24 protein-coding genes are annotated in these 20,628 nt (G+C 52.6%); all 24 read left to right on the top strand.

Going from position 1 to position 20,628, the window contains the following annotated elements; all coding sequences use genetic code 11:
- The first annotated feature begins 335 nt into the window (after positions 1-335).
- The 24 genes from EDC14_RS22250 to trxA all read left to right on the top strand — a co-directional run bounded on the left by EDC14_RS22250 (position 336) and on the right by trxA (position 20,493).
- Positions 336-2,186 carry a cache domain-containing sensor histidine kinase gene (locus tag EDC14_RS22250; protein WP_207930774.1) on the top strand — a complete coding sequence of 617 codons (1,851 nt, stop codon included), beginning with the start codon at positions 336-338 and terminating at the stop codon, positions 2,184-2,186.
- Positions 2,187-2,223: 37 nt separating this feature from the next.
- A complete protein-coding gene (locus EDC14_RS22245) occupies positions 2,224-3,804 on the top strand; it encodes a response regulator (RefSeq protein ID WP_132016535.1) in 1,581 nt (526 codons plus the stop codon).
- Between the two features lie 197 nt (positions 3,805-4,001).
- On the top strand, positions 4,002-5,210 hold the full coding sequence (locus EDC14_RS22240) for a sugar ABC transporter substrate-binding protein (RefSeq protein ID WP_132016533.1): 1,209 nt from the start codon (positions 4,002-4,004) through the stop codon (positions 5,208-5,210).
- A 197-nt stretch (positions 5,211-5,407) separates the two neighbouring features.
- On the top strand, positions 5,408-6,307 hold the full coding sequence (locus EDC14_RS22235) for a carbohydrate ABC transporter permease (RefSeq protein ID WP_132016531.1): 900 nt from the start codon (positions 5,408-5,410) through the stop codon (positions 6,305-6,307).
- 1 nt (position 6,308) lies between these two features.
- The gene (locus EDC14_RS22230) at positions 6,309-7,154 is read left to right on the top strand and encodes a carbohydrate ABC transporter permease (protein WP_132016529.1); all 846 of its coding nucleotides are present in this window, start codon (positions 6,309-6,311) and stop codon (positions 7,152-7,154) included.
- Between the two features lie 37 nt (positions 7,155-7,191).
- Complete coding sequence (locus tag EDC14_RS22225) at positions 7,192-9,195, top strand: glycoside hydrolase family 31 protein (RefSeq protein WP_132016527.1); 2,004 nt, start codon at positions 7,192-7,194, stop codon at positions 9,193-9,195.
- Between the two features lie 229 nt (positions 9,196-9,424).
- Positions 9,425-9,826 carry a MarR family winged helix-turn-helix transcriptional regulator gene (locus tag EDC14_RS22220; RefSeq protein WP_341540184.1) on the top strand — a complete coding sequence of 134 codons (402 nt, stop codon included), beginning with the start codon at positions 9,425-9,427 and terminating at the stop codon, positions 9,824-9,826.
- Positions 9,827-9,951: 125 nt separating this feature from the next.
- Complete coding sequence (locus EDC14_RS22215) at positions 9,952-10,545, top strand: flavin reductase family protein (RefSeq protein ID WP_132016525.1); 594 nt, start codon at positions 9,952-9,954, stop codon at positions 10,543-10,545.
- Between the two features lie 108 nt (positions 10,546-10,653).
- Positions 10,654-10,983, top strand: coding sequence for an ArsR/SmtB family transcription factor (locus EDC14_RS22210; protein ID WP_243663077.1), 330 nt, complete (start codon positions 10,654-10,656; stop codon positions 10,981-10,983).
- A gap of 202 nt (positions 10,984-11,185) precedes the next feature.
- A complete protein-coding gene (gene gshA, locus EDC14_RS22205; RefSeq protein WP_132016523.1) occupies positions 11,186-12,658 on the top strand; it encodes a glutamate--cysteine ligase in 1,473 nt (490 codons plus the stop codon).
- 6 nt (positions 12,659-12,664) lie between these two features.
- Positions 12,665-13,669, top strand: coding sequence for a bifunctional glutamate--cysteine ligase GshA/glutathione synthetase GshB (gene gshAB, locus EDC14_RS22200; protein WP_132016521.1), 1,005 nt, complete (start codon positions 12,665-12,667; stop codon positions 13,667-13,669).
- Positions 13,670-13,801: a hypothetical protein gene (locus EDC14_RS27610; RefSeq protein ID WP_279388788.1), complete on the top strand. Its 132-nt coding sequence runs from the start codon at positions 13,670-13,672 to the stop codon at positions 13,799-13,801.
- A gap of 8 nt (positions 13,802-13,809) precedes the next feature.
- Entirely contained in the window at positions 13,810-14,607 is a 798-nt protein-coding gene (locus EDC14_RS22195; protein WP_243663076.1) for an ABC transporter ATP-binding protein, read from the top strand.
- On the top strand, positions 14,585-15,364 hold the full coding sequence (locus EDC14_RS22190; RefSeq protein ID WP_132016519.1) for an ABC transporter permease: 780 nt from the start codon (positions 14,585-14,587) through the stop codon (positions 15,362-15,364). The genes EDC14_RS22195 and EDC14_RS22190 overlap by 23 nt, the downstream gene beginning before the upstream one ends.
- Before the next feature lie 20 nt (positions 15,365-15,384).
- On the top strand, positions 15,385-15,987 hold the full coding sequence (gene epsC, locus EDC14_RS22185; protein WP_424337426.1) for a serine O-acetyltransferase EpsC: 603 nt from the start codon (positions 15,385-15,387) through the stop codon (positions 15,985-15,987).
- Between the two features lie 66 nt (positions 15,988-16,053).
- Positions 16,054-16,449 (top strand): ArsR/SmtB family transcription factor, encoded by a 396-nt coding sequence (locus EDC14_RS22180; RefSeq protein WP_243663075.1) that lies wholly within the window; start codon positions 16,054-16,056, stop codon positions 16,447-16,449.
- 96 nt (positions 16,450-16,545) lie between these two features.
- On the top strand, positions 16,546-16,767 hold the full coding sequence (locus EDC14_RS22175) for a hypothetical protein (RefSeq protein WP_132016517.1): 222 nt from the start codon (positions 16,546-16,548) through the stop codon (positions 16,765-16,767).
- 17 nt (positions 16,768-16,784) lie between these two features.
- Positions 16,785-17,063 (top strand): thioredoxin family protein, encoded by a 279-nt coding sequence (locus EDC14_RS22170; protein ID WP_132016516.1) that lies wholly within the window; start codon positions 16,785-16,787, stop codon positions 17,061-17,063.
- A 27-nt stretch (positions 17,064-17,090) separates the two neighbouring features.
- A complete protein-coding gene (locus EDC14_RS22165) occupies positions 17,091-18,038 on the top strand; it encodes a permease (protein ID WP_132016514.1) in 948 nt (315 codons plus the stop codon).
- A 170-nt stretch (positions 18,039-18,208) separates the two neighbouring features.
- Positions 18,209-18,538 (top strand): ArsR/SmtB family transcription factor, encoded by a 330-nt coding sequence (locus EDC14_RS22160; protein WP_132016512.1) that lies wholly within the window; start codon positions 18,209-18,211, stop codon positions 18,536-18,538.
- Positions 18,539-18,656: 118 nt separating this feature from the next.
- Positions 18,657-19,136, top strand: coding sequence for a permease (locus tag EDC14_RS22155; protein ID WP_132016510.1), 480 nt, complete (start codon positions 18,657-18,659; stop codon positions 19,134-19,136).
- Positions 19,133-19,669, top strand: a complete 537-nt coding sequence (locus EDC14_RS22150; RefSeq protein WP_132016508.1) for a permease — start codon at positions 19,133-19,135, stop codon at positions 19,667-19,669. Before EDC14_RS22155 ends, EDC14_RS22150 begins: the two co-directional genes overlap by 4 nt.
- Positions 19,670-19,851: 182 nt before the next feature.
- Positions 19,852-20,106, top strand: coding sequence for a TIGR03905 family TSCPD domain-containing protein (locus tag EDC14_RS22145; protein WP_132016506.1), 255 nt, complete (start codon positions 19,852-19,854; stop codon positions 20,104-20,106).
- Positions 20,107-20,175: 69 nt separating this feature from the next.
- Positions 20,176-20,493 (top strand): thioredoxin, encoded by a 318-nt coding sequence (gene trxA, locus EDC14_RS22140; RefSeq protein WP_132016543.1) that lies wholly within the window; start codon positions 20,176-20,178, stop codon positions 20,491-20,493.
- Positions 20,494-20,628: the final 135 nt, after the last annotated feature.

The following is a 20,628-nucleotide window of genomic DNA, read 5'->3' as shown; positions in this document are numbered from 1 at the left end:
CCGGGGAGGGGACCGGGGAGAGGTCGCTTTTGGGCTTGCTTTATCTCTCTATTGATCTCCCAAAACCTTTTTGGTTCCGGCTTCGCCGGGATAGGTTGAAATAAATTTCTTAAATAAGATTTGCATTCCTAATGCAAACGACTTTTAACAAAGCCGTTTGCATAGAAGGCCGAATGTAAATGGAATCAAAACGGAATTTATTTCATCCTATAACAGCGGTAATAAGTTGAATTAAATTCCTTAATTTATCCATCATGGAAGGCTTACGGGACATGATGCATCATAGAAATTTAATTCAACTTATATATCAATACAGGCTAAAAGGTGACGCGATGATGGGACTTTCAAAGCAAGGATTGCCGGGACTGATCCGGGGCAGCCTGCCCTTTAAACGGTTCGAACAGCTTAGCCTGAGAAATAAACTGCTGATCTCCTTTATCTTCGTCTCCATCATCCCCATTCTGCTGGCGCAGACGCTTTCCTACTATAATTCCACGGTCTCGATGCAGAAGAAGATCAACGATCTGATCCATTTCAATCTGGTCCAAACCGCCAAAAATCTGGATACGACGCTGACCTCCTATGAAGATCTGGTCATTCAGATCTTTTCCGACGAAAACATCATCGAACAAGTGAAGAAACTGAATTCCGGCTCGGATGTAGAACAGCTGCTGGCCCGGGTGGAGATCAGGCGGAAGTTCAGCATCATCTCCCTTTCCAAGCCCGGGGTGCGCTGTATCTCGATCCTGGCCGCTTCCGGCCAGGTGGCCTGGTACGACCGGGTCAACAACTCGGGGATTCAGAACATCTGGAGCAAATACCCGGATGTGACCCAAACCGAGGTCTACCGCAGCGCCCTGCGCAGTGACAGTTGGGTGCTGACGGCGCCCGATTCCGACCGGTACCGGGGCAAGGATTACCATTACGTCAATATCGCGCTGCGGCTGGTCGACTGGAACAGTTACAGCGACGCAAGCCTCGGCGTGATCGTTTTGAGCGTCGACGAAGCGTATCTCTACAACTCCTGCAACCGGCCGTTCGACGACCCGAACCGCGACAGTAGTTTTAATTTCGTTTATGACCGGCGGGGACGGTTGATCGCCTTCCCGCTCAAGCAATATCTGGGCCGGCCGCTGTTTCGGCCGGGCCGGATCTCCGGCGCGGCGCGGGACGGATTGCTGGCCCGGTTTATCCGGCGGGCGGGGGTCTTCGGGGAGCGCAACCTGATCATCAACCGCTTTCAGGATCAGAAGCAAGGGTGGACCATCGTCAATGCCATTGACCGGGATTATCTGTTCAAGCAGATGTACTGGATGCAGCGGCTGACCATCCTCTTCGGCATCCTGACGGTCTTGTTCTCGGTGTTGATCATCACCTATGTGACCAGCGCCTTGACGCATTCGATCAAAAAGATCGTCGCCGCGATGCAGAGCGCCAGAGAAGGGGAGTTGTCGGTCCAGGTCAACTTGGACACCAAAGATGAGATCGCCATGATCGGTTCCCATTTCAATCAGATGATGGCCCGGTTGCAGCAACTGCTGGAAGAGGTGAAAGTCGCCACCGGCCGGCAAAAGGAGGCCGAGATCCGGGCCTTGGCCGCGCAGATCAATCCGCATTTTCTCTATAATATGCTGGATTCGATCAATTGGATGGCCATTGAAAAAGACGAGCACGCGATCAGCCGGATGATTGAGAGCCTGGCCAATATTCTGCGTTACAGCACCAATGACAGCAGTTGGGAGGTCTCGCTCCGCGAAGAGATCGACTGGTTGCAACAGTATCTCTTTTTACAGCAAAACCATTTCGAAAATTCGTTCGAAAGCATCCTCCGCATCGAACCGGCCGCCCTGGACTGCCGGATATACAAGCTGCTCCTGCAACCGCTGGTTGAAAACGCCATTGTTCACGGGTTTAAAGGGTACACCGCGGGAGGGGTGATGACGATCTGCGCCGGGTTGAGCGAGGGATTCCTGAAAATTACCATTCAGGATAATGGCCGGGGAATTCCGGCGGAAATTTTGGACGCCATCGACCGGGAGCTTCAGGAACCCTGCAATTTCAACGGCATCGGTATCCGCAACGTGGCCCGCCGCCTGCGGACCTACTACGGCGCGGCCGCCGGGTTAAGTTTCGAGAGCCGGCCCGGCGCGGGGACCCTGGTTACTCTGTGGATTCCGGCGGGTTGACGATCATGGACTTTTGTGAAGCGGCGAGGTGGTTTTGATGCGCATTGTGGTGGTGGAGGACGGGCCCAAGATCCGGCGCGGCATCGTCAATTTGATCCAAAAAATCAGCCCGTCCTATCAGGTGGTTGGTGAGGCGGCCAACGGCCGGGACGGTATCCGGGTGATGGGGGATACCCGGCCGGACCTGGTCATCGTGGATATCCGAATGCCCGAAATGAGCGGCCTGGAAATGCTGCAGATCCTGAAAGAACGGGGCCTGCGGCATAAGGCCGTCATCTTGAGCGCCTATTCCGATTTTTCCTTCGCCCAGCAGGCGATCACGCTCGGAGTCTCCGAGTATTTGCTGAAGCCGGTGAGCGCCGAGAAACTCCAGCGGGCCCTGGCGGCGATCGACCGGGAACTCGGGGAGGAGAGCCAAAAAGATCAATCGTCGCGTTTTTTGACGCTGAAAAATATCTTTCAGGATCTGCTGCTGGGCAAGGCCGGCGGCGGCCAGGAGCTGCAACGGTATTCGAACGGTGAAAGCGGGTTCGATTGCTCCCGGCCGTTCGTTTTGATCGGGGCCTGTAGCGGGCCTCCGGCCGACGGCCCGGCTGGGGAACGGGACCGCAACCGGGCCCGGGGGCACGCCGGGTTGCGTCAGGCCTTCCATGAATTGTTCACCCGCCAGTCCCGGTTTCAGTTCCTGCTGTTTGATGTGGAGATTGCCGGCCTGACCCTGCTGGTTCTCACCGGGCGGGATCCGGCGGCGGTGGCCGCTTTTTTGGAATCGGAGCTGAGGGTGGAGATCGGCCGCTATGCCCTGCCCGACTTGGCGCTGGGCTGGGTGGCGGTTCAGTATCCGGAGGAACTCCATTCCAAACTGCAACAGTTGCGGGAGCTTTTTCGCTGGACGCTGATCTTCGGCACGGGGGAGATCCTTACCCCGGCCAAAGTGGCCCGCTGCGCGACCAAGCCGCTGGTTTACCCCGATGACCTGGAGAAACAGGCGGTGACGGCCGTCTCCCGCAACCTTTATGGCGATTTGTTGAATATCGGCGCGGAATTCAGCGCCTGGTGGACCCGGGAGCCCTATCCGCCCGAACAGATCATCGGCAGTTTCGTGCGGTTCATCGCCATGCTGACCAACCTCATCAAAGAGACCGATCCGGAACTTTTCAAGCAGGTTCGCCAGCAAGAGCTAATGCAGCAGGTCTTAAACGCCTTCACCATGGAGCAGCTGAAAACGGCATTGAATGACCTGATGCTCCGTTTGATGCGGAGCCGGGCGGCGAGCCGCTCCAATTACGGGCTGATAGTTACCAAAGCCTTACGGCTGCTGGAGGAGCATTACCACCTGGGGATCACCCGGGAAGAACTGGCGGCCAGGCTGCATATCACCCCCGAGTACCTCAGCATGCTGTTTGATAAAGAGGTCGGCCGGAGTTTCACGGCCTACCTCAAAAACTACCGTATCAATAAGGCCAAGGAATTGCTGACCCACACCGGCATGAAAATTTACGAAGTCGCCGGGGCGGTGGGTTACGCCGATCCGAAGTATTTTTGCCGCGTTTTCAAGGAAGTCACCGGGATACCGGCCGGCGAGTATCAGAAGTGTTTCTCCAAAAGCGACGGTTGAAATGGCTCACGGAGCGAAGCGAATCCGGCATTGTTTCGGACAAATGAAGGGTGTATGAAAATTATCTTACGTTTCTACACCTTTTTTATATCTTTAGAATTTCCGGCCGCCGGATTTTAGCCTATAGTAAAAAAGCAAGGTGCGCACCGGAACCAAAGGCAGAAGTATAACAGTCTCGAATAAGGGAGGTTTACGAGATGAAAAAAACGTGGGTGTTTTTCATTGGCACGCTCCTTTTGATGGCGATCGTTTGTTGCAGCGGTTTCGCCGCCGCCAAGACCAAAATGGTGGTCTGGACCTATATGGAAGGCCAAACACAGATCGATACGCTCAACTGGATGTTCAAGACCTATAACGAATCCCAGTCCGAGAGCGAAATCGTGCTGCAATATGTGCCCTTCGCCGACTTTAAAAAGCAGCTTTCAGTGGGAATGGTCGCGGGCAAGCTGCCGGATCTGGTGGTCATCGACAACCCGGATCATGCCGCCTATGCGCAGATGGGCCTTTTCGCCGACTTAACCAAGTATATTGCCAAATGGCCGGAACGAAAGGCATATTTCCCCGGTCCCTGGAAATCGACCACCCTCAATGGCAAGAACTATGGCATCCCCTTTACCAGCAATTGTCTGGCCCTCTTTTACAACCAGGAGATGTTGAAGAAAGCCGGCGTCACTCCGCCGCAAACCTGGTCCCAACTGCGGGTCGCGGCCAAGAAGCTGACCAGTCCGGGCGTTTTTGGCTTGGGCATGGCCGCGGTCAAATCCGAGGAAGGCACCTTTCAATACCTGCCTTGGCTGCTTTCCAGCGGGGCCAAGATTGACCAGCTCGGCAGCAAGCAATCGATTCAGTCGTTGACCGTCCTGGCGGATCTGGTGAAAGACGGCTCCATGCCCAAGGAAGTCATCAACTGGACCCAAGCGGACGTCGAGAAGCAATTCGCCGCCGGAAAACTAGCCATGATGGTGAACGGCCCGTGGAATATTCCGGAAGTGAAGCGCGACGCTCCCGGTTTAAAGTGGAGCGTGGTGAAGATTCCCCGGGATAAGGTCTACAGTTCGGTCCTGGGCGGGGAAAACCTGGGCGTGGTCAACGGCAAAAACGTCGCCGCGGCCTGGAAGTTCCTGCAATTTGTCGGGAGCCCGAAGCTGGTCAAAGAATACTCGGTGCGGTTCAATATGTTCCCGCCGCGGCAGGATGTAGCGGGCGACAAAACCTGGTCCGAGGATCCGGTGATGAGCGTGTTCATGGATCAGATGAAGTACGCCATGCCCCGGGGTCCGCATCCGAAATGGCCGGAGATCTCCAACGCGATGATCACCGCGCTGCAGGAAGTCCTGACGCAGGCGAAAACCCCCGAGCAAGCGGCCAAGGACGCCCAGACCAAAGTGGACGCGGTTTTGAAATAACCCCAATTCGATTCCAGCCCGGAGCCGTTGGGGATGCCGCTAGTGATGCGCCAACGGCTCCGGTTTTCCATCATAATTCTATATCAAAGAGACAAATAAGGTTCTCCCCGCTTGGCGGTATAGAACCATAGGGTGTTTGCGGAGAAAACTTGATACTCAGATTCTATATTTAAAGACACAGCGTGGCGGTGATATTGATGAAACAAGACTGCAACGCGGATCAAAACCAGCTCACCGGGTTCTGGTTTGTTCTGCCGGCGCTGCTGTTCATGGCGGCGTTTATCGGTTATCCGATCGTTTACAATCTGATTCTGAGCTTTCAGGATGTCGGGGTCATGACGCTGAACAATCCGGTCAAGGAATGGGTGGGATATCGCAATTATCTGCAGCTGCTGGGCGATCCCTTGCTCAAGACGGTGTTGGCCAATACCTTCTATTACACCATCGCGTGCATTGTTTTGCAATTCAGCATCGGATTCGCCCTGGCGCTGCTTTTTAATCGCTCGTTCCGTTTAGCCAAAAGTATCCGGAGCCTGATCATGATCGCCTGGCTGATGCCGGTGACCATCACCGGATTGATCTTTAAATTCATCTTCAGCACCAACGGCGGGCTCATCAATGAGTTTCTCCTGGGCCTGCACTGGCTGAGCAAACCCATTGAATGGCTGTTGCAGCCGAGCACCGCCATCTGGGCGCTGATTATTACCAATACCTGGATTGGCATTCCGTTCAACATGATCCTGCTGATCACCGGCTTGAGCACGATCCCCCGGGAGGTCTATGAGAGCGCCAGCATTGACGGGGCCAGTCCCTGGCAGCAATTCATCCATGTGACGGCCCCGCTGCTGAAACCGGCGATTGAGGCGGTGTTGATTCTGGGATTTATCTATACGTTCAAGGTGTTTGACCTGGTCTATGTCATGACCAAGGGCGGCCCGGTCAATGCCACCGAGGTGCTGTCCACCTTTTCATACCGGCTATCCTTCACGGAATTCAGCTTCAGCAAGGGGGCCGCGGTAGCCAACATCCTGTTTATCGTGCTTTTCATGGTCAGTTTGGGTTATTTGCGGTTGATCCGGGAAGAGGAGGGAATGTAGGATGGGATCCAGCCAGCGAAATCAGCAGTCCCGCCAGATGTACCTAAATATCCTGGCGCTCCTGGTGGGCCTGATCTTTCTTTTCCCGTTATTCTGGCTATTATCCAGTTCCTTTAAGATGGAAGCGGAGATTTTTCAGTCTCCTCCCTCGTTGTTGCCGTCCCGGCTGTATTTGGACCCCTACCTGGATCAGTTCAAAGGCCAGTATAACATGTTCCGCTCCTTCCTGAACAGTTGCATTATCTCCGGCGGAACGATGGCCCTGAGCGTCATTCTGTCTTCCATGGCTGCCTACGGACTGGCCCGTTTTACCTTCCGGGGGCGGAAGATTTTGATTTTATCGTTTCTGATCACCCAGATGTTGCCGGCCACTCTGATCCTGACGCCGCTGTTTATCATTTTTAATAAGTTAAACTTCTATAATACCTTTTGGGGACCGATGATCGCCGATGCGACCATCGCCATCCCTTTCTCTGTCCTGATGCTGCGGACTTATTTTTTATCCATTCCCAAAGAACTCGATGATTCGGCCCGGGTCGACGGCTGCAACGCCTTGATGGCATTTTGGAAGATCATGCTGCCCATCGCCTATCCCGGCGCCGTCGTTGTCGCCGTTTTCTCGTTCCTTTTCGGCTGGGGCGATCTGATTTACGCCAACACCTTCATGAATCAACAGACGTTGATGCCGATGACGGCGGGGATCTACAACTTCATCGGCCAATACGGGGTTTCCTGGAACCGGGTGATGGCTTTTGGGGCGCTGACGGTATTTCCGGTCGTGCTGATCTTCATTTTGATGCAGAAGTATATTGTAACCGGATTGACCACTGGCGCCGTCAAAGGGTGACCACGGCAACCCATTCCAAGTTAAGAAGGGGATATTCATGGACTATCTATTCCGAAGCGAGGGCCATCGTTTAATCTGCGAATACGACAGCGAGCAGTTATGGGTGGAGCCCTGGGGCCGGGACAGTCTGCGGATCCGGGCGACCCATCTGGCGGTCATGCCCATGGCGGACTGGGCATTGTTGCCGGCGGCGGCCGGCGATTGCCAGGTTTCCAGCAGCGGCCGGACGGCTTCGCTGGTCAACGGCAAAATCCGGGCCGATATTTCGGCCGCGGGAAAGATCACGTTCTCCAATCGGCAAGGCCGGATTCTACTGCAGGAATACGTCAGAAACCGCAATGACATCCGCGAATTTTGCAGCGCTTTAAATATGGACGCCCGGGAGTTCAAAGCGATTTCCGGCGGCAATTACCAACTGACCGCGCGCTTTGAATCGGAGCCCGAGGAGAAGCTCTTCGGGATGGGCCAGTATCAACAGCCGTTCCTCGATATCAAGAACTGCACCCTGGAGTTGGCCCACCGCAATTCCCAGGCCAGTGTCCCTTTTGTCTTGTCCAGCCTGGGTTACGGTTTTCTATGGAACAATCCCGCCATCGGGCGGGTGACTTTCGGCAAAAACATCACCGAGTGGACCGCCCGGTCCACCCCTTTGCTGGACTACTGGATCACCGCCGGCGACACGCCGGCCGAGATCGAGGAGGCGTATGCCCGGGCGACCGGAACCGTTCCGATGATGCCGGATTACGCCATGGGCTTCTGCCAGTGCAAGCTGCGCTACCAGACCCAGGAGGAGCTCCTTGCGGTCGCCCGGGAATACAAGCGGCGCGGCCTGCCCATTTCGGTGATTGTCATCGATTTCTTCCATTGGCCCAAGCAGGGGGAATGGCGGTTTGACCCGGATTATTGGCCCGATCCCGAGGGGATGGTCCGGGAACTGCGGGCGATGGGCATCGAACTGATGGTCTCCGTCTGGCCGACGGTGGATAAAACCAGCGCCCATTACTCGGAGATGCTGCAAAAAGGGTATTTGATCCGGACCGAGCGGGGCATCCGCACCAGCATGGACTTTATGGCCGAGACCGTCTTTTTTGACGCCACCCACCCGGGAGCGCGTCAGTTTGTCTGGCAAAAGGCGAAAGCCAATTACTACGATAAGGGGATCCGCCTCTTCTGGCTGGACGAGGCGGAACCGGAATATTCAGTTTACGATTATGACAACTACCGTTACCACTTGGGGACCGATCTGGAGATTGGCAATATTTATCCGGTCATGTACGCCAAGACGTTCTTTGACGGGATGACCGGGGCCGGCCAGCAAAACGTGCTCAACCTGATCCGTTGCGCCTGGGCGGGCAGCCAACGTTACGGGGCGCTGGTCTGGTCCGGCGACATCGATTCCAGTTTCGCCTCGCTCCGGAATCAGCTCAAGGCCGGCCTGAACATGGGGTTGGCGGGCATTCCCTGGTGGACCACTGATATCGGCGGATTTCACGGCGGTAACCCGGACGATCCCGCGTTCCGGGAATGCGTCATCCGCTGGTTCCAGTATGCCGCGTTCTGCCCGGTGTTCCGCTTGCACGGCGACAGAGAACCGCACGCGGCGCCGCTTGGGGTTAGCGGCGGCGGCCTGTGCTCCAGCGGCGCGGCCAATGAAGTCTGGAGCTACGGGGCAGAGGCGTATGCGATCTTTGCCGAGTACCTTTTCATTCGCAAACGGTTGCGTCCCTACATCACCCGAATTATGCGGGAGGCGCATGAGCGGGGGACTCCGCCGATGCGTCCGCTATTCTACGATTTCCCGGCTGACCGGGAGGCTTGGAATAGTGAAGACCAGTTCATGTTCGGCCCGGAACTGCTGGTCGCGCCGGTGCTTTACGAAAGCGCCCGGTCCCGGAAGGTCTATCTGCCGCAAGGAAGCCTATGGCGGGATGCGCATAACGGCCAGTCCTATCAGGGCGGACAATGGGTGGAGTGCGACGCTCCCTTGGCGATGATACCGCTGTTTCTTAGGGATGGCGCTGTTCTGCCAATTAAAGAATAAAAGTTTTATTCCGAACCGTATGTGCGGCGGATCTTCTAAAGATGGAGGGCGGGAACACCGTAACGCCGGGAATTTGCCGATGCTTTCCGGCGAGATTGATTTTAAATCCCTTGAATTCGCCTAAGCTGGTTTTATTCCAATCATCGCTTCAAAATAGAAGAAGAATTCTAAAAACAGTAGTTGTATATTACAACAGTTTTATGTACCATAATTCATGGAGGGATTATCCATGGATTTTCAAACCAATTCAAAATTCTTACGTGAAGTGATACGCCGATTAGAGAGAAAGCTAGGTTTGCTTGATGAACTGGAAGCGTCTTGTTGTGGGGTAACTTTTGCTCAGTGTCATGCGGTGGTGGAGATTGGTCGGGCAGGCAGTATCTCATTGAATGATTTAGCCGCGACTTTAGCTCTTGATAAGAGTACCATGAATCGCACCATCAATCATTTGGTCACCCATAACTTAGCAACCCGCGAGATTGATCCGCGGGATCGCCGCTATATCATGATTCAACTCACCCCAAGCGGAAGGAAAGCATTTCAAACCATTGAGAACAGTATGGAAGCCTTTTTGCCAATGTATTCGACTCGATTCCCGAAAATAAGCGGGAGCAAGTCATCGATAGCCTGACGATTTTGCTCGAAGCGTTGGCGGCCGTTAATTGTTGCAGAAATTTGATGGAGGAGGAATAAGGGCCAAGTTACAAGCCTTGGTTGAAAGAGGAATAAAAGCAACGTTAAAAAGGAGGGTTAAGCATGAAAACCGAACTCGGACCGACTGATATTTTCTTTCCGGTACCGGCGGCTTTAATCGTGAGCGGCACGATTGAACACCCCAATATAGCCACGATCGCCTGGGCGGGAATGGTCAGTTCGACACCGCCGACGGTTGGAGTCTCCTTTGACCAGCGGCGCTATTCGCTCGATTTAATTCGAAAGACCAAGGAGTTCACCCTGAACATCCCCCGCGCCGAACATTACCGTGAAACAGATTACTGTGGACTGGTTTCCGGCCGCAAAACGAAAAAGTTTGAAACAACTGGCTTCACAGCCATTCCGGGAAGACAGATCCAAACACCGATTATCAAAGAGTGCCCGTTTAACTTGGAGTGCAGGGTAACCGGTGAAGTCGAGTTAGGTGATTATCGATTGGTTCTTGGGAAAGTTGTTAACACCCGGATCGATTCCGACAAAGTCCGGATCGTTGATAACCGTCCGATGATTGATATTGTCCAAGTCAACCCGTTGGTCTATTGCGCCACGATTCGGGAGTATTGGAACTTAGGCGGGAAGCTTGGGGATGCTTTCAAAGCAGGAAAAGAACTATTATCCCAAAATAGGGAAGGATAATAGGGACGGTAAGACGTATTTCGTTCGGGGGCTCTTGTTGGTAAAAACGTGGCCGAGGACTTTAGAAGGAATTTTTCGGCGTGATAATTTCGACTTGACAGGATTCGATTGTTCGACTACCATAAAACTATGGAAACCGTTGAACTTGCTAAAATCTTCAAAGCTCTCTCCAACGAGCAGCGGCTGAATCTCTTCAAGATGCTCTATCAGTGGAACTCGGAAGCCGAAGGGGAGGAGTATGTCTGCTACGATGGAGTGGATCGCTGTTTCACCAAAGCCTGCTGCTCCCTGCCGCTGTCCCGTTCCACCGTTTCCCATCACTTCAAAGAACTCCAAAACGCCGGCCTGATCACAGTGACCCGGAGCGGCCAATGTTTTTGCTGTAAAATCAACCAGGACGCGGTCCAGGCCATTCGGGACTTTCTAAAAGCGTTGTGATAAACCCTGTCCGAAGGCCAGGGTGAACACAAAAGCTCAGAGAAGCAAGTGATAAAGTCGATTTTTAAACCTTTTTGCATGCTGATCTCGTTTCGAAACTTTATCACATGGCTTCTAAAGTAAATTTTTTTTGGGCAGAATGTTCGATGGTTTACGAACAGTTGTATTACTGGAATTTGATTCTTTCGAGGCGGTGGAATGGATGGCTGCAAAATTCGACGCGATGCGCAATCTTTTTTCCGAGGGCGTGAATAGCCACATGTTACTCGCCGGGCACTGGGGATTGGAGAGGGAAGGGCAACGGATCACCTCCTCCGGCGATCTGGCCCTTACCGATCACCCGGCGGTCTTCGGGAATAAACTGACCAACCCCCAAATTACTACGGACTTTGCCGAAAGTCAGCTGGAACTGATCACCCCGGCTTTGCCGACCATCGAAGATACCTATGAAAGCTTGCTTGCGATCACCCGGGAAGCGGAGGCCGGGATCGAAACCGAGCTGCTCTGGCCGTTAAGCATGCCGCCTCGATTGCCTGAGGAGGAGCAGATTCCCATCGCCCGGTTCGATGATTCTCCCGAGGGTCGGGAACGGAGTGTTTACCGCCAAGGGTTGGCCCTTCGCTACGGCAAAAAAATGCAGATGATCTCCGGGGTTCATTATAACTATTCATTCAGTGAAGAGCTGCTGGAATTGCTCAGGACCTGGCTGGGTCAAGGGGAAACAGAGCGGGAATTCCGCGACAATCTTTACTTTGGGGTGGCGCGGAACTTTCTCCGTTATCGTTGGTTGCCTATCTATCTATTCGGCGCGTCGCCGGTAATCGACATAAGCTACCAGCCGGTAATCCGTCAGGAGCTGAAACTGGTGGAGGATTGCTGTCCGGAATGCCGGAATCTGGTCGACCATTACCAACGGTACGCTACATCTCTCAGAGTAAGCCGATTTGGGTATTCTGACGCGATACAACGGCAATATCCGGTGTCCTATAACAGTTTAGCTGAATATGTGGGGGATATACGCCGCCTGCTGTCTATCCACAACCGGGAGTATGCCCGTTTGGGATTGGTCAGAGACGGCCAGCCCATACAGTTAAACGCCAACGTTCTACAGAAGGAGAGTGAATTTTACGCGGCCATCCGGTTAAAGCGAGCGGCGGGAAAGGGCCGAAGCCAACTGGACGCTCTGGAGGACCAAGGAGTCCAGTATCTTGAAGTCCGGACCCTGGATCTGAACCCGTATGAAAAGGCCGGCATTAGCCTCGATCAACTCTACTTTTTACAGGTGTTTCTGGCTTTTTGTCTATTTGAGGAAAGCAAACCTATGGGCAGAGGGGAGCTGCAGAACGCTAACCAGAACCACCACTTGGCAGCCTTGCTTGGCCGTCGCCCGCGTTTGATGTTGCACCGTTCGGGTTTTTTTCCTGTGGCGCTGCGGGTATGGGCCAGTGAGCTGTTCAAGAAATTAGCCATCGTGGCCTCTTTGATGGACAGAGGCGGTGATGGGAAATACCGGAGGGTGGTCGAAGCCGAATACCGGAAAGTATTGGACCTGTCGTTGCTGCCTGCGGCGCGGATTTTGCAAGAGATGGCTGAATATGGGGAGAGTCATGCCGAGTTTGGGTTGGATCTGGCGGGGCGTCACCGGAACCTTGATAATATCAGGAAATGGGGTTGAACAAAAATGGCTGAATACCGTGATATGGAACTTTCCACTCAGGTATTGATCAAGGAAGCCATAAACCGGGGAGTGGCGGTGGAAGTGCTGGACCCGGGCGATAATTTCATCCGCCTGTCCCGGGACGGGCGAACCGAGTATGTCAAACAGGCGACCCGGACGGCGGCGGATAGTTATATCGCTCCGCTGATCATGGAGAACAAAGAAGTAACGAAAACCTTGCTCCGGGAGAGGGGCCTGAATGTTCCGGCGGGAGTGACTGTTTCCGGAGTAGCTGAGGCGTTGAGCGATTACCCCCGTTTTCAAGGCAAGGCTATCGTGGTCAAACCAAAGTCGACCAACTTCGGTAAAGGCGTTCTGGTTTTAAAGGAGGAACATCGACCGGGTGATTTTCAAAAAGCGGTGGCTGACGCTTTGCGCTATGACCAGTCGGTGCTGATCGAAGAGTTCATCCCCGGCAAGGAGTATCGGTTTCTGGTGATCGGTGGCGAAGTGGCCGCGGTCCTTCACCGGGTACCCGCCAATGTCACCGGGGACGGAATTCGTAATATTGCTGAACTGGTAACGGAGAAAAATAAGGACCCGTTGCGGGGGAAGGGATATGTCACGCCCTTGGAACAGATCCGGCTTGGCCCGGTGGAGGAAACGTACCTGTCTTCCCAGGGGAAAGATCCGGAGACCGTCCCGGACGACGGTGAAGTCGTTTATCTGAGAGAAAACTCCAACATCAGCACCGGAGGGGACAGCATCGATTTCACCGATGAGACGGGAGCGGGTTATAAACGGATAGCGATCGAAGCGGCCCGGGCGGTGGGAGCCAAAATTTGCGGGGCCGACATCATCATCCGTGATCTCCGGGAGAAGCCGGATGCCAGAAATTACAGCATCATCGAGTTGAATTTCAACCCGGCCCTCCATATTCATGACTTCCCTTACCGCGGCCAAAACCGGCGGGTGGAGGGAAAAGTCCTGGATCTGCTGGGGTTTGCCGAAAGAGAACAGGGGGCCTAGATGCTTACCATAGAGAACTTATCCAAGACATACTATCCTGCTGGAAAAGAAGCACTAAAAGATGTCACTCTTCACATCGAGGCAGGAGAGTTCATGGCATTGCTCGGCCAGAACGGGGGAAAAGCACCCTGATCAATATATTGGCCGGCAACGTCCGCAAGACAAAAGGACGGGTAAGCCTTGGCGGATTCGACCTTGACCGGGATGAACTGGCCACCAAGCGGGTGATTGGAGTCGTCCCGCAGGAGATAGCTTTTGACTTCGTTTTCACCGTTGCCGAAGTGTTGAAGCTGCAATCGGGGTACTTCGGCCTAAGGAACAACCGGGATTGGATCGACCGGCTCCTGGCCGAGTTGGCTTTGGAGGATAAGCGAAACTCCCGGGTCCGGGATCTCTCCGGCGGGATGAAACGACGGTTATTGATTGCCAAAGCTCTGGTTCACCGGCCCCAATTGCTGATCCTGGATGAGCCGACAGCCGGTGTGGATATCCAACTCCGCCGGTCGCTTCATGATTTTCTGCTGCGCCTGCACCGGACGGGAACGACCATCATTCTCACCACTCATTATCTGGAGGAAGCCGAGAAACTCTGCAACCGTGTGGTCATCATCGATCAGGGACGAATCGTGGCCGATGAACCCCGGCAGGAACTGATGGCCCGATTCGCCGGAAAGATCAATGTCCGGCTCCGATTGGAAGAAACGCCGGACGGTCCCGGTTGGGAAGATTTACAACAGTTCCGGCCGGAGCGGGAAGAACCCGCTCTCATTCGGTTACAGGTTAAAAAGGAGGGGTTGGCCGATCTCTTTCAAACCTTAAGTAGACATCGGTTGAGCTTTACCGACTTAAACATCGATCAACCCAAGCTGGAAGAGGTCTACCTAAAATTGATCAACCATGGGAAGGAGCGGCCCGATGAAACGGTTACAATTGTATAATCCAACCGGTTTTAGGACCTTGCTCGATCGTGAAATCCACCGTTTTATGAAGATCGCGGTTCAAACCTTACTTGCTCCGTTATTGTCGAACGTTTTGTATTTAGGCGTTTTCGGGGGGCTGCTCAAAACCAGACAAGTCGGTTTGCTGGGAACCAATTATCTACTTTTCCTAGTGCCGGGTTTGGCGACCATGGGTGCGATTTTTGCCGCGTTTCAGAACCCTTCGTTTTCGATGATCTCCCAGAAGTTCCAAAATACGATCCAGGATTTGAACAGCTACCCTATTTCCAATCTGGAGAAGACCTTGGCGTTTGTCCTCGGCGGCACCATTCGTGGCGTGTTGATTGGGCTCCTCACCTATCTGGCCGCCGCTTGTTTCGTAGGGTTTCAAATCGTCCACCCGTTCGGCTTTCTGTTCCTACTCGGGGTGGTTTCGTTCATCTTCGCAGCTCTCGGGCTCATCGCCGGCTTGCTCTTTGACGGTTACGAGAAGCTCAATTTTGTCCTGACCATCGTTATCGTCCCTTTAGCTTATTTTGGAGGTGTCTTTTTCGAGCTGGGGCGGTTAACGGGAAGTTTGGCGGTTCTAAAGTACTTGAATCCGATCTTCCCGCTGGTCGGCATCACCCGCTATGCCTACTTGGGGATCAGCGACGGAAATTTGGCGCTGCAAGCTCTGATGGCCGCCGGATTTACCATAGTTTCTTTCCTGGCGGCCTTCCATACCCTAGAACGGGGTTGGGGATTGAAAGTTTAAAATGGATAGGGGGACTAAAGATGGTTTGTTGTTTAAAGATGAAGCTTACTCTATACCGGTGGACTGTGGGAGAGGCCTTTCGAGAACTGTTTTATCTGATCGACGATGTCGCCGTGGCGTACCGGAGCGATCCGGCGTTACGGGGAAAGGCATTGGCCTGGCTTGAGCTGACGACCTACCCCGGAGTCTGGGCGATGACTTTTCACCGGCTGGCCCATCTGTTGCAGGCACTGAAGTTACCGTTCGTTCCCAGGCTGATCTCCCAGATCGGCCGGTTCCTAACCGGGGTGGAGATCCATCCCGGAGCGCGGATTGGTCCGGGATGCTTCATCGACCACGGGCAGGGAGTGGTCATCGGCGAGACGGCGGAGATCGGAAGCAATGTTTTGATCTATCATCAGGTGACCCTCGGTAATTCTAGCGCAGCTTTATCGGGGAAACGCCATCCCACGGTCGGCGACGGGGTGATGTTAGGCGCTGGGGCTAAGATCTTGGGGCCGATACGGATTGGCAGCCATTCGCAGATTGGAGCGGGGGCGGTGGTCACCAAAGATGTCCCCAGCTACGCGGTGGTGGTGGGAAATCCGGGCCGAGTGGTGAAACGGTTCGGTGGTAAAGTTTGAAAGGAATTACTGTAACGATCCATTCACCATAAAATGGTTGACAGGGGACCGAAGGAGGATTAGTATATGAGTGAAAGCAAATATATTCATATGAGGTTGGCAATGAACCTTCTGAAAGTTCTTAAGGCTATCTCCGATGAGAATCGGTTGAGAATATTGAACCTGATCAACCAGCGGGAACTTTGCGTCTGCGAGATCGAAAGCGTGTCGGGGATGACGCAGTCCAATGTCTCCCGTCATTTAATCAAGCTGAAAGAGGCCGGGCTGATTGATAGCGAAAAAAACGGCCAATTTGTCTTTTACCGTATGAATCGCGAGATGCTCGTCGGGTTTCCGTTTTTGAAGATCCTGCTCGACCAGGAGTTGGCCAAGTTGAAGAACTGCCAAGCTGATTTGGCTAAATTGGCCGAGATTAGTGAAGCCGGTTTAATGTGTATTCGAGAAGCTTGCAAGAAAGGCTAAAATTTTTTGTAGAGCATATGAACGAACATGAATATATTCATTCATAAAGGAGGGTGCCCATTTGAGATCATTCGGTTTTATCGGAGGCGGCCATTAATGGAGATGGGGAGAACCTTCGGCATGGAAGAGGCCGGATTAATCGCCGGTATCAAGGCCATGACAACAGGAATGGCGGGAACATTCTTCGATTCCGGTCTGGAGAGCAAGGAAGTAGTGGACTTGGTCCCGGTCAGGCCTTTGGGCGAAGAGGAAGCAGCCATCGGAGAAATGTATCGGAACAGGCTTGGCGGCTTGTACCAAAAGCTAAAATCGAATTAATTAAGGAGTCGATTGTAATGGAAGTTAAAGTATTGGGTTCGGGTTGCGCGAATTGCATCAAGCTTGAAAAACTGGTGACTGAAGTGGTTCAGGAATTAGGGTTACCGGCAACCGTTAGTAAGGTGACGGATATCAAAGAAATCATGGCGTTTGGAGTCATGTCAACCCCTGGACTCGTCGTGGACGGTAAAGTGAAATGTACCGGCCGGATTCCGTCCAAAGATGAGATTAAAAAGTATTTACAGGGGGGTTCCGGTAACGGTCCCTGCGGCTGTAACGGCAATTGTTGCGGTTAAAAATCGGATGGAGAGGATTAGGTTACCATGTGGAAGTCGACGGTTGACTGGCTTGTCTTTACCGTATTCGGTCTGTCCGCCAACGATCATTTGGCGAAGGCGCTCCATTTTTTTATCTATGATACCGTCAAGATTTTCTTTCTATTGTCCGTGATTATATTCGGCGTCGCTATCATCCGTAGCTTTTTCCCGCCGGAACGGACCAAAAAAATCTTGAGTAAATTCCCGGAGTTGATCGGGAATGTCCTCGCCGCTTTGCTGGGGATTGTCACCCCGTTTTGCTCCTGTTCGGCAGTACCGCTATTCATTGGCTTCATCGAGGCCGGCGTACCCTTGGGGGTAACGTTTTCTTTCTTGGTCTCCTCCCCAATGGTCAATGAAGTGGCATTGATTATGCTCTGGGGGATGTTTGGCTGGCAGGTGGCGGTCACCTACATTGTCAGCGGAGTATTGATCGCCATTGTCAGCGGTGTGGTTATCGGGCGTTTGAAGATGGAAAGACACGTAGAGGATTACGTGTATCAGATTCAGATGGCCGAAGCTGAAATCCCCAATTCCAGTTGGCCGGAGCGGATCAGCTATGCCAAAGGATACGTGTTTGAGATTCTGGCGAAGATATGGCCATATGTGGTGGCGGGTATTGCGATTGGCGGATTGATGCATGGATACGCACCCCAAGACCTCTTGACCCAAATTGCCGGAAAGACCAATCCTTTAGCGGTCCCCATCGCCGTATTGATCGGAGTGCCGCTCTATTCGAATGCGGCAGGAGTAATTCCAATTATCAAAGTTCTAATGGATAAGGGAATGGCCATCGGTACCGTCCTGTCCTTCATGATGGCTGTAACCGGTCTTTCGTTGCCGGAAGGGATTATCCTCCGGAAAGTTCTGAAACCCACATTATTGGCGGTATTCTTCGGCGTTGTAGCGCTGGGGATCATGATGACGGGGTATCTGTTCAATTGGTTGTTATAAGCGGCAAAAGGCGGTTTCAGCAATGATGCGATGATTCAGAGACTACCCAATCTCGAATGGCCGCCCGTCGGAGGGTCGCGTCAAAGGCCTTTTTCAAAAAAATAACTTGATTTCCATCCAAAAAAAGTATATGATAAAAAGGTAATATAGTAAACGGGACAGAGGTTTCAATGTCATCTTCCTATGATAGCCGCCTGAATAAAGAGAGAGCGCAAATTTTTAAAATCTTGGGACATCCGTTGCGATTAGCCATATTAGACGAGTTAAGGAATGGCGAATGCTGCGTTCAGGATTTAGAGTCCAGACTGGGCGCGGAACAGTCCAATATTTCCAGGCATTTATCTTTGCTCAAGCAGGTCGGAATCATTGATTGCCGTAAAGAAGGGCTGTTTGTCTATTATTTCATGGCAATTCCTTGCATCGGCAATTTCTTCAATTGTGTCAATCAGGTGATCATGAAAAGAGCCGAGAACAGCCGGGAACTATGCGACAAGGAATAGTTTTTTGAGCACTATATGATTATTTTCACATATAGTAATGAAGACTTTTAAAAACCTAAACAATGGAGGGAAAAATGGCGCTCAAAGGATTGGGACCGGGGTATCCCGCGGTGTCAACATGTTGAATGGAATCCTGTATGTTTCTTGCGGGATTGTTTTGCTTTTTTCGTGGCTAAAAGATCCTCAAAAAACCAGAGCCGCATTAACGAAGGCTTGGAGAGCTTTTGAGAATATCTTGCCGCAGTTTTTAGGGGTATTGGTGTTGGTCGGAATTATCTTAGCATACTTTGACGCGAACAGCATCAGTAAAGTTTTAGGCCATCAATCGGGTTGGTGGGGAGTGGCTGTTGCCGCTATCGTCGGAGCCATCACCTTAATTCCGCCCTTTGTGGCATTTCCGACGGCTGCTTTGTTATTAAAAGGCGGTGCCGGATTCATGCAGATGGGGGCGTTTGTATCCGCCTTAATGATGGTCGGCGTCGTCACGATGCCGCTGGAAATGAGATATTTCGGACGAAAAATAACGTTCTTCCGTAATGGGTTGGCCTTTGTTTTTTCGTTCGTGGTAGCCTGGGTGATTGGAGCGATAGTCCGATGAAGCAGCTGCTCAAACGGTATCGGTTTTTTTTGATTACCTTATTGCTTTTGCTGGGGATAGCGGCTTTTGATCATGTTCGAGCGATAAAGGCCTTACAAGTTTTCCACTTTAGTCTCAAGGAAATGTTGCTGGTGATACCGCCGGTTTTTTTCCTGTTAGGGTTTCTCGATGTGTGGGTGCCCAAGGAGACCATGGTGAAATATATGGGTCCCGGTTCCGGAATTCTGGGAGTGTTTTTAGCGTTCTTCATCGGTTCAGCCGCGGCGGGTCCGTTATATGGAGCGTTTCCGGTAGCGGCGGTATTGATGAAAAAAGGGGTCAGTTTTCCCAATATCCTCATTTTCATGGGCGCTTGGTCGACCACCAAAATCCCGATGTTTCTTTTTGAAATGGCGTCGCTTGGTCCCCAATTTGCCTGGACCCGGCTGGCGGTGGACATTCCGGGAATTATTGTGATCGCCTTCATACTGAATCAACTCATCGGTAAAACGGAAAAGGAAGCTTTGTATCGTAAAGCGGAAGAATTGCCTTGAACACCCCCGGTATTGGGGGGGGATTGGAGCAATTGCCAGGGGGCCAAACGGTGCGGCTGGATCCGGACCGCCGCAGCGCGGTTATGGAATGCGACCGAGTCTGGTCGCAGTGTCGGATATTTCAAAGACCATTAATGATCTGGGTTGGAAGTCCAATGAATTCATAGAACGGGAGAGCGACAATGAAGAAATTTATCTATAACGCCAAGGAAGTTTGCTCAAAACAGGTTCGCTTCTCAATGGAACAAGGAGGATTGCCAGAGGTTCAGTTTGAATCCGGTTGTGATGGCAACTTACAGGCCTTGAGCCGGTTAGTCGAAGGGATGACTGTCGCGGAAGTGGTCGATCGTTTGCAAGGAATAAGTTGTCGCGGCAAGAAAAGTTCCTGCCCCGATCAACTGGCCCGGGCTTTAGAAAGGATTCGCAATGGACCGTAAGCGCCGTATTCGCATTTTCTCAAGGGAAAGAGCAGTTTGAACAGTACGATGAAGAAAAGTGAGGCGGGTATGATGATGAATGTGACTGAAAATGCTTTTAAAGATGAAGTTTTAAACAATGCGGGTGTAGTCCTGGTCGATTTTTGGGCGCCCTGGTGCGGACCTTGCCGGATGGTCGGACCGATCTTGGAACAGATCGCCCAAGACCAAGGAGATCGTTTAAAAGTCGCTAAAGTCAATGTCGATGAAAACCAAAGACTGGCATCCGAGTATGGCGTAATGTCGATACCGACGATGATCATTTTTAAAGACGGCCAAATCGTGGATAGGTTTGTCGGAGCCCTCCCGAAGAAAGCCATTGAAGAGCGATTAGAGCGCTTTTTATGAGCGTTGTGATAAATCCTGGAAGGCCAGGTGAACACAAAAGCTCAGAGAAGCAAGTGATAAAGGCGATTTTTAGTCCACTGAGCGGAGGCCAAGGATGGCCGGGAGCGTCGCCAAAAAAGTAACCCGCCGCCGGAA

Source organism: Hydrogenispora ethanolica (genome assembly GCF_004340685.1).
GTDB lineage: Bacteria > Bacillota > UBA4882 > UBA8346 > UBA8346 > Hydrogenispora > Hydrogenispora ethanolica.
The sequence above is the reverse complement of the archived record's forward strand: the minus strand, read 5'-3'. Positions and strand labels throughout refer to the sequence as shown.

Coding starts and splice junctions, on each gene's coding strand:
- EDC14_RS22250 (WP_207930774.1), top strand. CDS start 336: ATGGGACTTTCAAAGCAAGGATTGCCGGGACTGATCCGGGGCAGCCTG.
- EDC14_RS22245 (WP_132016535.1), top strand. CDS start 2,224: ATGCGCATTGTGGTGGTGGAGGACGGGCCCAAGATCCGGCGCGGCATC.
- EDC14_RS22240 (WP_132016533.1), top strand. CDS start 4,002: ATGAAAAAAACGTGGGTGTTTTTCATTGGCACGCTCCTTTTGATGGCG.
- EDC14_RS22235 (WP_132016531.1), top strand. CDS start 5,408: ATGAAACAAGACTGCAACGCGGATCAAAACCAGCTCACCGGGTTCTGG.
- EDC14_RS22230 (WP_132016529.1), top strand. CDS start 6,309: ATGGGATCCAGCCAGCGAAATCAGCAGTCCCGCCAGATGTACCTAAAT.
- EDC14_RS22225 (WP_132016527.1), top strand. CDS start 7,192: ATGGACTATCTATTCCGAAGCGAGGGCCATCGTTTAATCTGCGAATAC.
- EDC14_RS22220 (WP_341540184.1), top strand. CDS start 9,425: ATGGATTTTCAAACCAATTCAAAATTCTTACGTGAAGTGATACGCCGA.
- EDC14_RS22215 (WP_132016525.1), top strand. CDS start 9,952: ATGAAAACCGAACTCGGACCGACTGATATTTTCTTTCCGGTACCGGCG.
- gshA (WP_132016523.1), top strand. CDS start 11,186: ATGGCTGCAAAATTCGACGCGATGCGCAATCTTTTTTCCGAGGGCGTG.
- gshAB (WP_132016521.1), top strand. CDS start 12,665: ATGGCTGAATACCGTGATATGGAACTTTCCACTCAGGTATTGATCAAG.
- EDC14_RS27610 (WP_279388788.1), top strand. CDS start 13,670: ATGCTTACCATAGAGAACTTATCCAAGACATACTATCCTGCTGGAAAA.
- EDC14_RS22190 (WP_132016519.1), top strand. CDS start 14,585: ATGAAACGGTTACAATTGTATAATCCAACCGGTTTTAGGACCTTGCTC.
- epsC (WP_424337426.1), top strand. CDS start 15,385: ATGGTTTGTTGTTTAAAGATGAAGCTTACTCTATACCGGTGGACTGTG.
- EDC14_RS22180 (WP_243663075.1), top strand. CDS start 16,054: ATGAGTGAAAGCAAATATATTCATATGAGGTTGGCAATGAACCTTCTG.
- EDC14_RS22175 (WP_132016517.1), top strand. CDS start 16,546: ATGGAGATGGGGAGAACCTTCGGCATGGAAGAGGCCGGATTAATCGCC.
- EDC14_RS22170 (WP_132016516.1), top strand. CDS start 16,785: ATGGAAGTTAAAGTATTGGGTTCGGGTTGCGCGAATTGCATCAAGCTT.
- EDC14_RS22165 (WP_132016514.1), top strand. CDS start 17,091: ATGTGGAAGTCGACGGTTGACTGGCTTGTCTTTACCGTATTCGGTCTG.
- EDC14_RS22160 (WP_132016512.1), top strand. CDS start 18,209: ATGTCATCTTCCTATGATAGCCGCCTGAATAAAGAGAGAGCGCAAATT.
- EDC14_RS22155 (WP_132016510.1), top strand. CDS start 18,657: ATGTTGAATGGAATCCTGTATGTTTCTTGCGGGATTGTTTTGCTTTTT.
- EDC14_RS22150 (WP_132016508.1), top strand. CDS start 19,133: ATGAAGCAGCTGCTCAAACGGTATCGGTTTTTTTTGATTACCTTATTG.
- EDC14_RS22145 (WP_132016506.1), top strand. CDS start 19,852: ATGAAGAAATTTATCTATAACGCCAAGGAAGTTTGCTCAAAACAGGTT.
- trxA (WP_132016543.1), top strand. CDS start 20,176: ATGATGATGAATGTGACTGAAAATGCTTTTAAAGATGAAGTTTTAAAC.